At 44.1% G+C, this 14,606-nt stretch carries 14 protein-coding genes and 1 tRNA gene; 1 reads left to right on the forward strand and 14 read right to left on the reverse strand.

Annotated elements, in window-relative coordinates; genetic code table 11:
- Positions 1–5: 5 nt before the first annotated feature.
- From ACLHG7_RS14645 to ACLHG7_RS14670, 6 genes are all read right to left on the reverse strand, one after another.
- Positions 6–1,757 (reverse strand): FAD-dependent monooxygenase, encoded by a 1,752-nt coding sequence (locus ACLHG7_RS14645; protein ID WP_410211732.1) that lies wholly within the window; start codon positions 1,755–1,757, stop codon positions 6–8.
- Positions 1,758–1,766: 9 nt separating this feature from the next.
- Positions 1,767–2,393 (reverse strand): HAD family hydrolase, encoded by a 627-nt coding sequence (locus ACLHG7_RS14650; RefSeq protein ID WP_410211733.1) that lies wholly within the window; start codon positions 2,391–2,393, stop codon positions 1,767–1,769.
- Positions 2,390–3,892, reverse strand: coding sequence for a class I adenylate-forming enzyme family protein (locus ACLHG7_RS14655; RefSeq protein ID WP_410211734.1), 1,503 nt, complete (start codon positions 3,890–3,892; stop codon positions 2,390–2,392). The genes ACLHG7_RS14650 and ACLHG7_RS14655 overlap by 4 nt, the downstream gene beginning before the upstream one ends.
- 101 nt (positions 3,893–3,993) lie before the next feature.
- The gene (locus ACLHG7_RS14660; RefSeq protein ID WP_410211735.1) at positions 3,994–5,016 is read right to left on the reverse strand and encodes an SDR family oxidoreductase; all 1,023 of its coding nucleotides are present in this window, start codon (positions 5,014–5,016) and stop codon (positions 3,994–3,996) included.
- 495 nt (positions 5,017–5,511) lie between these two features.
- Positions 5,512–5,587: transfer RNA gene (locus tag ACLHG7_RS14665), tRNA-Gly, on the reverse strand.
- A gap of 174 nt (positions 5,588–5,761) precedes the next feature.
- Positions 5,762–6,016: a hypothetical protein gene (locus tag ACLHG7_RS14670; RefSeq protein WP_410211736.1), complete on the reverse strand. Its 255-nt coding sequence runs from the start codon at positions 6,014–6,016 to the stop codon at positions 5,762–5,764.
- A 238-nt stretch (positions 6,017–6,254) separates the two neighbouring features.
- Between ACLHG7_RS14670 and ACLHG7_RS14675 the strand changes: the two genes are divergently transcribed.
- A complete protein-coding gene (locus ACLHG7_RS14675; RefSeq protein ID WP_410211737.1) occupies positions 6,255–6,791 on the forward strand; it encodes a DUF2058 domain-containing protein in 537 nt (178 codons plus the stop codon).
- 31 nt (positions 6,792–6,822) lie between these two features.
- Here the strand turns inward: ACLHG7_RS14675 and ACLHG7_RS14680 are convergent, their stop codons facing one another.
- The 8 genes from ACLHG7_RS14680 to ACLHG7_RS14715 form a co-directional block, all read right to left on the reverse strand.
- Positions 6,823–7,284, reverse strand: a complete 462-nt coding sequence (locus ACLHG7_RS14680) for a hypothetical protein (protein WP_410211738.1) — start codon at positions 7,282–7,284, stop codon at positions 6,823–6,825.
- A gap of 40 nt (positions 7,285–7,324) precedes the next feature.
- Positions 7,325–7,825 carry a 2-C-methyl-D-erythritol 2,4-cyclodiphosphate synthase gene (gene ispF / locus ACLHG7_RS14685; RefSeq protein WP_410211739.1) on the reverse strand — a complete coding sequence of 167 codons (501 nt, stop codon included), beginning with the start codon at positions 7,823–7,825 and terminating at the stop codon, positions 7,325–7,327.
- 36 nt (positions 7,826–7,861) lie between these two features.
- Complete coding sequence (locus ACLHG7_RS14690; protein ID WP_410211740.1) at positions 7,862–9,181, reverse strand: YdgA family protein; 1,320 nt, start codon at positions 9,179–9,181, stop codon at positions 7,862–7,864.
- Positions 9,182–9,304: 123 nt separating this feature from the next.
- Complete coding sequence (gene ispD, locus ACLHG7_RS14695) at positions 9,305–10,039, reverse strand: 2-C-methyl-D-erythritol 4-phosphate cytidylyltransferase (protein ID WP_410211741.1); 735 nt, start codon at positions 10,037–10,039, stop codon at positions 9,305–9,307.
- Positions 10,036–10,365 carry a septum formation initiator family protein gene (locus ACLHG7_RS14700; protein WP_410211742.1) on the reverse strand — a complete coding sequence of 110 codons (330 nt, stop codon included), beginning with the start codon at positions 10,363–10,365 and terminating at the stop codon, positions 10,036–10,038. Before ACLHG7_RS14700 ends, ispD begins: the two co-directional genes overlap by 4 nt.
- Before the next feature lie 3 nt (positions 10,366–10,368).
- Positions 10,369–11,673, reverse strand: a complete 1,305-nt coding sequence (gene eno / locus ACLHG7_RS14705; RefSeq protein ID WP_114898291.1) for a phosphopyruvate hydratase — start codon at positions 11,671–11,673, stop codon at positions 10,369–10,371.
- A 182-nt stretch (positions 11,674–11,855) separates the two neighbouring features.
- Positions 11,856–12,716 (reverse strand): 3-deoxy-8-phosphooctulonate synthase, encoded by an 861-nt coding sequence (kdsA, locus tag ACLHG7_RS14710; RefSeq protein ID WP_410211743.1) that lies wholly within the window; start codon positions 12,714–12,716, stop codon positions 11,856–11,858.
- A 110-nt stretch (positions 12,717–12,826) separates the two neighbouring features.
- Positions 12,827–14,476 (reverse strand): CTP synthase, encoded by a 1,650-nt coding sequence (locus ACLHG7_RS14715; RefSeq protein ID WP_410211744.1) that lies wholly within the window; start codon positions 14,474–14,476, stop codon positions 12,827–12,829.
- Between the last annotated feature and the right edge of the window lie 130 nt (positions 14,477–14,606).

Consider the following 14,606-nt stretch of genomic DNA (forward strand, 5'->3'; position numbering starts at 1 on the left):
CTGACCTATATATGAGCATACGTAGGTGGGACGACATCAGAAGAGGTCGACTCTTCTATATCAATGTCTGAAAACAGCATAGAATATTGCTGGAGATAATGCTCCAATCCTTCTACGCTCTCTCCTAAGAAACCGATATAACCATCGGGACGGATCAATACAAAACCACCACTCCTCAAACCATAGCGGCGATGTAACCGCCAATCTGGATCAAGTAAAGTAGTTACCCCAGCAGTTGATAAATTTTCAGGGGGGGATAATGCGTCAAGAACGAGATAACCCTGAATCACAGAATAATATTTTGATATCACTTGAGATTTTTTAGCCCAATCCTCTAATTCTGGGGAAAACTCATCCCCGCCTGTCAGTAACAACAAGACAAACTTTTGCTTGTATAAATCAATGAGACGTAAAGGCTGTTTGTCGCGCGGCCTCCAAAGCTCAATATCTGGCGCCAAATCCCCCGCTTTCGGATCAGATAATCCCTCGATATTGAACTTTCCATCGCTAAATTTAATACGCTTTGGTTTTGCTAAGCGTAGATCCTGCACGATAGGACTTTGGTGATAATTGTAGCGATGACCTGAAATCATCCAAGGTAATTTCCGCTGTATTGGAGTCAACTCAGATAGTTTTGGAAAAATGCTGTCTCTCAACTTCACAAGCTGTTTGTGTTTGATGGTTAATATTTTGGTAAGAGACTTGGCTGTTCGTTCAACCTCGATAGCAACAGGACGTCGCTCAGCATCATAGCTATTCAATAAATAGGGGTGCGCTCTACCTTGCTCCACAAAAGCAAGTTTCCAAGCAAGGTTATGTGCCTCTGCAATGCCCATATTCATATACTGCCCACCGATAGGGCTACCGATATGTGCAGCATCGCCCAATAAGAAAACATTCTCGATCTGTAACTGAGGCACACGTCGTTGTTGAAAAGCGGCGGTCGTTTCTGAACTGATATTGCTCAACTTCATCGTTTGACCACGCCCATCGCATAAGCGTTGAAAGGTCTCAAGGTCTAATGGCAATCTCTCACTTTCTGGAGGAAGGTCATAAGGCATCTCGATAAACAAGCGATAGCGATTTTGCTCATTCAGAGGGGCAACTGCGACATACCCAGCCTGATCTCCTAGAAAAAACACCCCTTCATCAGTTGCGCCTTCCCAAGCAATATCTACATCAGCCAGCATAAAGTGACTATGATAGAGCGCCCCTTCAAAAGATAATCCTAATTGTCGTCTTACGGCACTTCGACCACCGTCACATGCCATTAGCCAGTTCGTTTTTACGATGCTCTCACCATCTGGATGCTTTAACGTCACCTGAATCTCTTCAGCGGATTGCTCCACGCTTGCAAGTTCAGTTTGCCACTCAACGTTGCCGCCGAGACTTTGTAGTTTCTTCAATAAAATTTCTTCAGTCTTTGACTGCGGCAAACAAAGTAAAAAAGGATATTTTGCATCCAATAATGAAAAGTTATAGGTGAGCACCGTTTTTCCATAAGACTGGATTCGAAATCGATTGAGCTGATGACCAGCATTGATGGCTTGATCGGCAATACCGATCTCATCAAAGATTTCTAAAGTGCGCGAGTGAACGGCCATCGCTTTGGTATAAGTCGATGGACCCTCATTTTTTTCAATCAATCGATAAGGAATACCATATCGATGCAATTGAATCGCCAGAGTCAATCCAACAGGGCCAGCACCCACTATAAGAACGCGTTGTTTTGGAGTCGAAAACGTCATTTGGTTCATGTCAGATCCTCACTTATACCAGTTCTTATAAAATGGACGATCAGCAACCTCTAATAAGGCATGGTCGCCCGTACTATCACCATAGGCGTAAATAAAAAAATCGTTGAGATCACCAAGATGTTCACGTAACCGACGAACTTTTTCATCGTCTACACAGTTTTTCCCATCGATACGTCCTGTAAGCCTTTGATCGACAACTTCTAAGCGACTACCACAAATATGATCAAAACCCATGGATTGACCCCATGGAACAAGATAGTTTTCTGGTGCATTACTCACTAAAATCGTCTTATGACCCTTCGCTTGATGCCACTTAAGACGTCGAACAGCTTCAGGTCGTATCCAGTCTTTCAACGGGCCCGCAATGAAATCTGCAGCATATTTTTTCTCAGTTTCAATTGGCATTCCCCCCAGAAAGCGTTCAATGAATGCGACTCGTCCATCCATTAAGGTTGTTTTTTTACGCACCACATTGGTGATAGTTAGACCGAGGGGCAATAATGACGGCCAGAACACATGGGGTTTTGCAATAAATCTTAAATAACGCCAAAATGTGTGGCGATCAGAAATCGTCCCGTCAAAATCAAACACGGCTACAGTTGTATTTTTAGAAGTGCTTAAATCATTCATACTCATAATGCTTCTGCCGAAATTGTTTGTACGTCGATTTCTCGAGGAATTTTAAAAGGTGAAAGATGCGAAGACAGATGCGCCAATAGAATGTCTTGAGTAACCTCTGAAGAGGTTCTGACGCTGAGATGTAAAATATTGCGCCCATAGGCATCATGTTTGACATAAACACGCGCGCTACAAACGCCAGCGCATTGCCTGATACAGTCTTCAATTTCTCCTAAATCAACCATCTGGGCAGTAACTTTGGTGATGCGTAGTCGGCGGCCCACGAAAAAGATATTGTTCTCAATATCTTTTTTGACCAGATCTCCAGTAAAAAACCAACCCGACTTTATAAAATGCTGACTCGCTTGCACATCATCTACATATTCAGGAATAACATTGACCCCACGAACCACCAGCTCACCAGTTTGTCCAACTGCGATCTCCTGCCCCGACTCACCGATAATACGCGCCTCAACGTTTGGGATGACCTCACCAATCGAACCAACTATTTCAGGCTTGAACGAGTCTTGAGCGGCTATCGGTAATGTTTCTGTCAGGCCGTAGCCCTGCAGGACACGGACACCAATATGTGCCGCAATCTGATCGACAAGATCAGAAGACAAGTAACTCCCTCCTGAGTAAATCCTTAGGCCGGGGTTTAAAGTGGGTAGAGAACTGTCACGATCATTAAGCTGCTTCAGTAAAATCCGCAAAATGTCTGGAACAAAACAAACAAACGAGATACGATGTTCGGCCAAAGCATTGATGATGTCTTGGCGAACAACAGAGGGATAAAGAATTAAAGTTGCCCCTACGGATAGAGGTAATAAGAATAAAACAGTAAGACCAAAGATTGCGTAAAGTGGGAGGCTGACCAAAAAAACAGAACCCACGGTATGACGTCCAATTAAGCGATTTATTCCAACGGTGCTAATATCAAAAGAAAGATAACGATGAGCAACCATCAATGGTCGCCCTAATCCTTTATAGGTAAATTGGATCGCGACAACAGGATTTCCCTCAGGGAGATGTAGAGGTGTTGCACTCGTATCAGTATGCTCAAGTCTCTCAACGTCAAAACCCAATGCCGTAGTCGGCAAACCATCGGTACTCACAATTTTGGTGGTTTCTGACAGTTCAGCCAGTATCGCTTTATGCTTCTCAATGAGTTTTGCTTTACTGATAATCATTGTAGGTGCTGACTTTCTGATCAAGGCAGCACACTCATGAACAGTCAATTTATCATTGATTAATACTGGGATAGCCCCCTGCCCAACACTAGCAAGATATAACGCAGCCCAAGTGCTGCAGTTCGGCAAAAGTAATAAAATACGATCTTTTTGATTGAGCCCTAACTGACCCAATCGCGTATTCAGGAATTCGGCGTATTGCCGAAGTTCCCCATAGGTATAACTGGCTTGAAAATCGACATCCTGAATAGCAACAGCATCAGGATATCGTGTTGAAAAGTGTAAAAAACGGTGTAAAAACCCCATATCTGGACAGTCTTGTGACATTTCCTGATCCCCCGAACATTTCATGAATATCGAAAAAAGCATCGAATTAAGAAACAGCACTAACCTAAGTTTTCGCGATTCTTCTGATGAGAATTACTAACCTATTGCTTTCTTGCGGGCAAGAAACCATGAGTCTCATACCACTGAACGACGGTCGACAATGTGTCGATGATGGGGCGGAACTTTACACCCAACTCTTGAAAGCTTTTTTTATGATCAAAGTTTGTGCGATTTTCTTCCTGAACAATAAGCTTAACTGTCGCTTGGCTCAACAAAACAGGTTTGCCTGTTAAACTTGCGTAAAGCTCATTAAAAAACGCAATAATTTTGAGTAGAAATAATGGGATTTGCTTGGTAGGTGCCTTCACCCCACTCGCTTCGGCAACAAGAGGAAAAAGAGTTGCCATGGTCATGTGCTGACCCGCGGCAAGATAACGTTCACCGCTTCGGCCATGTTGAATGGCTGCAATCTGAAATGCAGCAACATCCCGGGCGTCAACAATCGAAAAACTACCAGGAACAATTCCTGGCAACTTCCCTTTCACAAAATCCATGACAAATTGACCCGAAGATGTCGGGCCCACATCTCCAGGTCCAAACATCCAACCCGGCAGCACCATTGCAATGAACATATCTTGATGCGTTTGCAGAAACTTAAGGACTTCAGCATCTGCCAAAATTTTACTGCGATAATAATCGTCAGCATTATCTTGATCACGAACCATCGTTTCGTCGATTAGCTCCCCACGAGAACCATTCAACACCGCAATTGAAGACGTATGAACAGCTCTGCGAATCCCAGCATCATATGCCGCTTGTAGCAGCTTAGCCGTCCCTTCGACATTGATATCGTATAGTTCCTGCCAATGCTTTCCACCTTTGTAATTGTCCCTGAAATAAGCTGCAGTATGAAACAAAGCATCGCAACCGACTAAGGCATATTCAAAATCACGAATATTGGTCATATCGCCTTCAATAATTTCGACTGGAAGGCCCGCAAATTGCTTTTCTGCTTTTGCTTTTGAGCGCGCCAGTGCTTTTACAGAAACACCCTGCTCGATCAGCATACGAACCAAGTTATTGCCCAATAATCCAGTTGAACCTGTTACAAATGCTTGTTTCATAACATACGCCTGCTTAGTGTTAAATTACAAATACCGATTGGTATCTGTAAATTAGCACTTTATTTAAAGCTAAATGACAAATTTGTCGGACAATATATATTTTTTTAGCAAATGGTTAAAATTCAAACGGATAAGAAAATACTTTCTACTTTTTTACATTAAATATTAATAATTTCAATTATTTATAAATAATTAAGCTTATGCTCTAATTTTACTTTTAATGCTCAGTAAGTATTTTGCTTAAACCGAGATGCATTTCGCACTATTTTTAGATATGCACTTGAATAAATCGAAATGTCTAACGATAAAAATACGGCGAGTAGGTAGACTAACAAATATGGAGCAGATGAAACTCTTAGACCAAGGTTTCACATATGAATTTGACCATGCAACTTTTATTTTGGGCATAAAAAAATCCCAGCTAAAAAGCTAGGATTTTATGATTGATTACAATCATCTACAAAAACGGAATCGATTTTGGGGTCGATTCCAAACTGGAGCGGGAAAAGAGACTCGAACTCTCGACCCCAACCTTGGCAAGGTTGTGCTCTACCAACTGAGCTATTCCCGCAAACTGGTGATATTGAAACAATATCGAATCTGGTGATCACGACGCTTAACAACATCGTAACTAACGATGCGCATTCTATATGAATTCCAAAACCTGTCAATCGTTTTATCAATCCCGCAATACTAAGCGTGTAGTTTTCATCCAAAATATCAGTATGCATCATTAACGTCATATTCAGTGAAGAGGCTCGCCTTTCAAAAAACAGATCGCAATTAAGATCAGACTCAAAGACAGTATACTTGCAGCCCATTTCACAAACATAATTTGCACAGGAAAGACAACACACGCAAGCCCAAGCAAAAAAATATAACCAATAAGAACTAGCCATCCCTGCCAAACAAGTAGAGCGCCCCAGCCCCAACCAAAACGTTTAGCTGGAAACCAATATTCAGGTCGCTTAGATGGCTTAACTGGCGGCGAATTAAACATAATCTACGCCTTCAATGAAGGATCAACATAACGACATTATCCAATGTGATCTTTAATCATTATAAGCTAAACGGTCAAATAAAATACAACATTAGAACTTCTTCCTTCTTTACTAGCAACATAGAACAAAAGCACTCATCACCATCCTCAAAAGAACTTAATCAAGACTTTGATTTACTTTAGCACGGTGCCTTCTTAAACTATAAACCTCTCCTTGATGAATTACGACATACGCACCATGGCAAAGAATGCACTCCAAGCACAACTCCTTAAAGCAGGACTCGTTGATGCCAAGAAAGCTAAAAAAATCAATCAACAGCAGCAGCATGCGATCAAAACTGGGCACAGTGAAGATGATGTAAAGCAAGCGCTGGCTGCAGCTCAAGCCGAGAAGCTCGCACGTGATCAAGCCCTGAATCGGGAACGCCAACATGCCCTAGAACTCAAGACTCAGGCTGCGAATATTCGTCAAATGCTGAGCCAGCATCAGATTAAAGACACATCAGGTGATGTAACCTATCAGTTTATTGATGCAGGCAAAATTAAGAAAATTTACGTGACCCAAGAGGTCTACGATCAAATCGTGAAGGGTCGTATTGCGATTGCTCGACTGGATGAGCACTACCCGCTCTTACCACGCGCCTTGGCAGATAAAATAGCTGAGCGTTCTCCTGAGGCGATTGTGATTCGTAATGAAAAAACAGCGCCACAGCAAGGCGTCGACGAAGATGATCCTTATGCTGCGTATGTGATTCCCGATGATCTCATGTGGTAATTGAGTCAGTCCATCGGCATCAAACTAGCATCTATCCTAGACGTGTAGGTGCTTTACCCAACACACGCTCCAGCTCAGTACGAATTTCGCCATTAGGAATGGTCAGTACAGAGCGCCCAGAATAACGCACAATAATGCCATCTTTGCTCGCAAAGGTTGTATCGAGCTTCGCCCAAGGCACACTGAATGTCCCTTCGCTCAGTCTAACGGTTAAGCCATTATCATCAGTGGTATACTGAACAGCACCAATCTTCTGATTCGCTTTACTCAGTCGACTCAAGTGCAAAAAGATACGGACCAAAATGAGTCCGGTGAGTGTCAAAGCCATCCACAGTTCCAGCCAAACACCATGCTTAATCGTGTCGTATGCACCTATGACAAACAAACAGACCAATGCAATTAGCGTAAATTTGGTTTGCCATAGTACATAACGAATATGCAGACGACGTATAGCGCTGCGATAAGGTTCAACAGTCCAATCAATTGATTGCATGAAAATATTCACTCCCAAATAATTTTTTATAAAACTGCTTTTAAGTCGCTTGTTTGGTCACAAGCACTGTCGCTTGAGCAAGAATTCCTTCTTGACGTCCTGTGAAGCCCAGTTTCTCTGTTGTCGTCGCTTTCACACTGACACGATCAACGGATACCTGTAAATCATCTGCAATGTTCTGACGCATGGCCAGATTATGGGGAGCAAGCTTTGGACGCTCGCAAGCCACGGTAATATCTGCATTAACCAGACTAAAACCACGGTCTTGAATGATCTGATAGACATAGCGCAATAGCACGCGACTATCTGCGCCTTTAAACTGTGAATCCGTATCAGGAAAATGCTGTCCAATATCTCCCAAAGCCAGTGCCCCAAGCAAGGCATCAGAAAGTGCATGCAAGATCACGTCTCCATCAGAATGCGCAATCAGCCCATGACTATGCGGAATCTGTACACCTGCCAACGTGACATAATGGGTGCTACCATCATCGAAGGCATGAACATCCAGCCCTTGGCCTATGCGTAAATCAAATGGAGTCATATCCCACCTTTTATAAATTGAAACCACGGTAAAAGATCAATTAAGCGGTGTGCCATTCACTGAAACTTTCCCTTCACGAACTTGCAATGTCGTCGTATAGCCATCCGCAGACTTGCTCAATAAGCCCTCACTAACTGGCTTAGCAAGCATCATCTCAACCATTTGCGCACTCTGTTCAGGACTAGTCGGTTGGCCTTGTGCTTTTCCAGCAATATCGGCAAGTTTTATCAACAATGCTTGGGTCACATTAGCCTTCCCATCGACACCAAATTTTTGCACAGTCGATTTAGGATCTTTCTGCTCTTCCGCTGTTAGTGCGGGTAGATTTGCGGTTGCTTCCGCATGTGCCTTGCCATCAAAGAAGCCTATGTCTAAATGATTGACCTTGGCACTGATTCCTTTGGCAAAAATCGGCTGTGCAGCTTTGAGCAGTGGATCCGGTGCAGGCTTACATTGAGTTTGCATCTTTTGCATGACAGCAACGACATCTTTTAAGGCGAGCGCATCAATATGATCCGCAGTCACTGCAAGCTCAATTTTACCGATACTCTTGCCCTCCTGAAGCAGCTCTGCCACTTTATAAGTCATGCTCATGGCAAAGAAACCATCTTTCTCCGTTGTCTCAGAAATGAGCTTGAAATCTTTAAAACCAAATGACTTTCCTGCATTGACAGCATTCAATGCACTGAACACTAACTCACCCTGACCTAAGCCCAAACCAGACTGGCCTTTTTGACTATCAAAATCATAGCTGACTTTATCCAGTGTAATCACGGTTTCTTTGTCAGCAGAGGTAAAGGTAATCCCAGGAGTGATCAGATCGCCATGAAAGCGGCTCGCGTTACGATCTTGGGTGATTTTACCGGTGAAGCCCTTCCATTCAAATGTGCCCTTTTCATTGCCAAACGTCGAGACAGGGCTCATCACTTGCACCTGTAAACCACCCAAGAATCCCACATTGGTTTTAATCTGGAGCGGCTCTTTGCTTCCGAAAACTCTCGTTAATATAGGACGCGCCTCTTCAGGCCAAAGGATATGAGACTGAATCTGCCCCCAACCCAAGGATGGAAAGACACCATTCTTAATATCATCATACCCACTGAATTTGATCGTATGATCAAGCTCACAAGGGTTTGGCGTAAAAATGACATCCCAATCCACTCGACCTGTGAAAAAGCCAAATTGTTGTTTTTTGACCACAATTTTAATCGGTCCTAAAGCTCCATCATTTAATTTTGCTAGTGCTTTTGGATACTGAGCCGCAATTTGCTGACCGCCATACCACGTCGTTCCCCCCCATGTGATGCCTAATGCAACTACAACAGCAGCGCTCATTTTAATGAGTTGTGTATTCATACAAAATCCAAAATATAATTGTGATGTGTCCATACCAAGGGTGTCCAATCAGTTTGACTAACGGAACACACTCTTTTTTTTTGCAAAAAAATATTCAAGATGAATAAAGGCAAAAAACCGCAGTTATATATGCTGTTGCGCCTGTAAGATAACATCTGCCAAAGCCAAATCATCGGCATAAGTAATTTTTATATTATCCATGCGTCCTTCGACAATTTTCACCGAGAGCCCTGCAAGTTCGATCGCACTGGCTTCATCGGTGACTTGTAAACCCTGTTTTTTTGCAGCAATAAGCGCATCATAAAGCACGCCAAAACGAAACATTTGTGGTGTTTGCGCTTGCCATAGATTATCGCGAGGGATTGTTGCAAGGATATTGTGATCCTGAACCTGCTTTAAGGTATCGCGTACAGGCGTTGCAAGAATGCCTCCGATCTCATGATCATGGAGCTCATTGACTAAGCGACGTAAGCTCGTAGGGGTAATACAGGGCCTTGCGACATCATGGACCAAAATCCAGTCGTCCACAGCGGCCTTATCTTTAAGATATTCCAAACCCGCTAAGACCGAATCCATACGCTCGGCACCACCCACCACAAATTGGATGCGGTCAAGCGACTGATAATCCAATGTTTGAGCTTGCGTATCCCCTGCGGCAATCGCAATGACACAGCCCGCAAGAGGCAAGGCAAATAAACGATTGATGCTATGCAGCATAATCGGTTGGTCTTGAAGGATGAGATATTGTTTAGGGATTTCAGAACCAAAGCGGCGCCCGCTGCCCGCAGCAGGAACGACCGCCCAAAGCGTTGAAACGCGATCAGAAACATCAGCGTCGTGAGCGGTTATTTCGCTCATGATGCTGGCGGAGCAGGTGTAACAATAACAGGCGGAGGAAGTGCTGTCAGCTGAACAAAAGTCTCATGCGGACGAATCAAACCCAGATCTAATCGTGCATGTTCTTCGACAGCTTCCATCCCATCTTTCAGATCATGAACCTCAGCAGACAGCACACGATTGCGCTCTGCCAGTTGATCATTTTGCTGATTTTGTTGCTGAATGAGCGCACCCAAACGCTGACGCTCACGATAGCCGCCCTCTCCCATCCACAGCTTAAACTGTAAAAAAGCAATCACCACGATGGCAACAATAAGGATGAGGCGACCCGTGAGCGTCGAGAGCATGGGTTAAGCCTTCAATGCCGCATTCAAACCACGGAACTCAAGCGCACCGCGATAAGGCGCATCCACCATTTCTTCGATGCGAAGCAATTGGTTATATTTTGCAACACGGTCTGAACGGCATAGTGAACCAGTCTTGATCTGACCTGCCGCAGTACCGACAGCCAAATCAGCAATCGTTGAATCTTCAGTTTCGCCTGAACGATGAGAAATCACGGTCGCATAGCCATTGGCTTTTGCCAAATAGATTGCATCCAAGGTCTCGGTAAGCGTACCAATTTGGTTGAACTTAATCAGAATTGCATTGGCAACGCCAGTATCAATGCCTTTTTGCAGGATTGCAGGGTTGGTTACGAACAAATCGTCACCAACCAACTGTACTTTATCACCACAAATATCAGTCAGATACTTCCAGCCTTCCCAATCAGATTCATCCAAACCATCTTCAATCGAAATGATCGGGTATTGACGTGCAAGACCTGCCAAGTAGTCAGCAAACTGATGATTGCTAAATGCTTTATTGCCTTCACCAGCCAATACGTATTGGCCATTTTTATAAAATTCAGTCGCCGCACAATCCAGTGCCAGCATAATATCTGAACCCGCTTTATAACCGGCTTGTTCGATCGCTTGCAGAATCACAGTAATTGCTTCTTCATTCGAACGCAGGTTTGGCGCAAAGCCACCCTCATCGCCAACCGCAGTGTTTAAACCCTGTTTTTTCAGCACGCTTTTTAAGCTATGGAAAATTTCAGCGCCAGCACGCAGTGACTCTGCAAAACTGCTAAAGCCAATGGGTTCGATCATGAACTCTTGAATATCGACTGTATTATCTGCATGCGCACCACCATTGATGATATTCATCATAGGTACTGGCATCGATAGCACGGACTGACCACGCAGATTTGCAATGTGTTGATAAAGCGGCAGATGCAGCTGTGTTGCTGCGGCGCGCGCTGCGGCGAGCGATACTGCGAGCATCGCATTTGCACCGAGCTTCGATTTATTTTCAGTATTGTCTAAAGCGATGAGTTTCTCATCCAAGCCTTTTTGATCACGCACATCAAAACCGAGCAATAGATCGCGGATATCACTATTCACATTTTGAACTGCAGTACGTACACCTTTACCCAAATAACGAGACTTATCACCATCACGTAATTCTAATGCTTCACGTGAGCCTGTTGATGCGCCGCTTGGTGCGGTACCACGACCTGTCGCACCAGATGCCAATGTAATATCAGCCTCAATTGTCGGGTTTCCACGCGAATCTAGAATCTCACGGGCGCGAATGTCAGTAATTTGACTCATTTAAAGCTCCTAATCGGACAAAACTGAGCAAGACCTTGATGGTTAGTAGAAATCAATGTCTTGCTGATCATTTGAATCGTGCATATACACGATCACTATTTTAAAAACTGGGGCTAAGAAGATTAGCCACGCTTATCAATGAACCTTGAGCGCTCAATATGAGGCCCCAAGCTCCCCCGGACTCAATGTGTATCCAGTACCGCAAAACCTTTGACCAAATCATCAAGCTGTTTAATCTGAGTCAGAAATGCTTCTAATTGCGACATCCGCAGTGCACAAGGTCCATCACACTTCGCCACATCAGGGTTGGGATGAGCTTCTAAAAACAATCCTGCTAAACCTGTTGCCATGCCCGCACGGGCTAACGTTGTAATCTGAGCACGTCGACCACCCGCAGAGTCTGCACGACCACCCGGGGTTTGTAGCGCATGGGTGACATCAAAAAACACGGGCACATTCATGGCTTTCATCGTATCAAAGCCCAGCATATCGACAACAAGATTGTTATAACCAAAGCTGGAACCACGCTCACATAAAATGAGCTTGTCATTCCCAGCTTCTAAACACTTATTCATAATATGACGCATTTCGTGCGGTGCAAGAAACTGTGCTTTTTTAATATTAATAATTGCATCGGTTTTAGCCATCGCATCAACCAGATCGGTTTGACGGCTCAAAAATGCTGGCAACTGAATGATGTCAGCGATCTCAGCGACAGGTGCCGCTTGATAAGGTTCATGCACATCCGTCAGGATCGGCACATTATATTTGGTTTTAAGTTCAGCCAACCACTCCAGCCCCTTCTCTAAACCCGGACCGCGGTAAGAATACAGGCTGGAGCGATTCGCCTTGTCAAAGCTCGCCTTAAATACATAAGGAATACCTAAGCGAGTCGTGATATCGATATAGGTTTCTGCAATTTCAAACGCCAGATCTTTTGATTCTAAAACATTCATTCCGCCAAATAAGACGAAAGGCTGATCATTGCCAATCCGAATTTGATCAAGTGTAATGAGAGATTGTGCTTTTAATTCCATACTCATCGGTCGCCTATGCAGGTGAAAGAAACACTGTTGATCAAGACATCATTTTTTAAACTTTACAACCCACAGCATCCTATCTACTCATAGAACGCCGTGTATCGGGTAAACTATTAAGCCAAACGAATGGCTGAATACTGAATTGCCGCTTCAACAAAACTTGCAAACAACGGATGACCACCACGAGGTGAGCTGGTAAATTCCGGATGGAACTGGCACGCCACAAACCAAGGATGGTCGGCAACTTCAACCATCTCAACCAGATGTTGATCCGCAGAGTAACCAGATACCGTCATACCCGCTGCTTCTAATTGTGGAATGTAACGATTGTTCACTTCATAGCGATGGCGATGACGCTCAACGATCTCAGTTTTGCCATAGATCGCCAGTGATTTACTACCCGCTTCTAATAATGCCTTTTGAGCACCCAAGCGCATGGTTCCACCCAAATCAGAGGTATCATGACGCGTTTGCAAATCACCGCGCTCATCCATCCACTCAGTAATCAAGCCGATCAAGGGCTGAGTGGTACTGCGATTAAACTCAGTAGAGGTCGCTTCAGTCAGCCCCGCAACATTACGCGCATACTCAATCACGGCAAGCTGCATCCCTAAACAAATTCCCAGATAAGGAACTTTGTTTTCACGAGCAAACTGAATGGCATTCATCTTGCCTTGTGTACCGCGCTCACCAAAACCACCCGGCACCAGAATCGCATCGACTTCTTTTAAGCGTGCTAAATCGGCATTCGGCTGACCCGCTTCTAAACTTTCAGCATCAATATAGTCAATGTTGACCTTGATACGATGGGTAATGCCTGCATGCAACAACGCTTCATTCAGTGATTTATAGGCATCTGGCAGCTCAACATATTTACCCACCATTGCAATGCGTACTTCACCTTTAACGTTCAACAAAGCATCCGTCACAGTATTCCAGTCCGACAAGTCTGCGGGAGGCTTATCCCAACCAAAACGCTCACAAATTAAATCATCAAGTTTTTGGTCATGGAAATTCTTTGGAATGAGATAAATACTTGGTGAGTCTTCAGCCAAGATCACCGCACGCTCTTCAACGTTGGTAAACAGCGCAATTTTACGGCGGTTTTCTTCACCGATGGGGTGGTCTGAGCGGCAAATGAGGATATCAGGTTGTAAACCGATGGAACGTAACTCTTTAACAGAATGCTGTGTAGGTTTGGTTTTAGTCTCACCTGCAGAGGCAATATAAGGCACAAGTGTTAAATGCATCAACAGTGAATTACGACTGCCAAGCTCGACACGCATTTGACGAACCGCTTCCATAAAAGGAAGAGACTCAATATCACCTGCCGTACCACCGATTTCGACGATGGCAACATCATAGCCTTCAGCACCCGCATGGATACGATGCTTAATTTCATCCGTGATATGCGGAATAACCTGTACAGTGGCACCAAGATAATCACCACGGCGCTCTTTCTGAATGACTTCTGAATAAATCCGACCGGAAGTAAAATTATTCTTTTTAGTCATCCGCGAGCGGCGAAGGAAGCGCTCGTAATACCCTAAATCCAGGTCAGTTTCTGCACCATCTTCAGTAACAAAGACTTCTCCATGTTGAAAAGGACTCATCGTTCCTGGATCAACATTAATATAGGGATCCATCTTGGTCATGGTCACTTTCAAACCGCGTGCTTCCAACAGCGCGGCAACTGATGCGGCAGAGATGCCCTTACCGAGCGATGATACAACGCCACCAGTCACAAAAATATACTTCGTCATCAAGCTCACTCTAATCCTACCTATTCTTTGTGACTCAACATGCGACTTGACCACACGCTTCATTCAACACGACATCAACAAAATATGCTGATCATAAATTAATGGGTAATTTTAACGATCAGGGGGGGAT

This window comes from Aquirhabdus sp. (genome assembly GCF_046462495.1).
GTDB lineage: Bacteria > Pseudomonadota > Gammaproteobacteria > Pseudomonadales > Moraxellaceae > Aquirhabdus.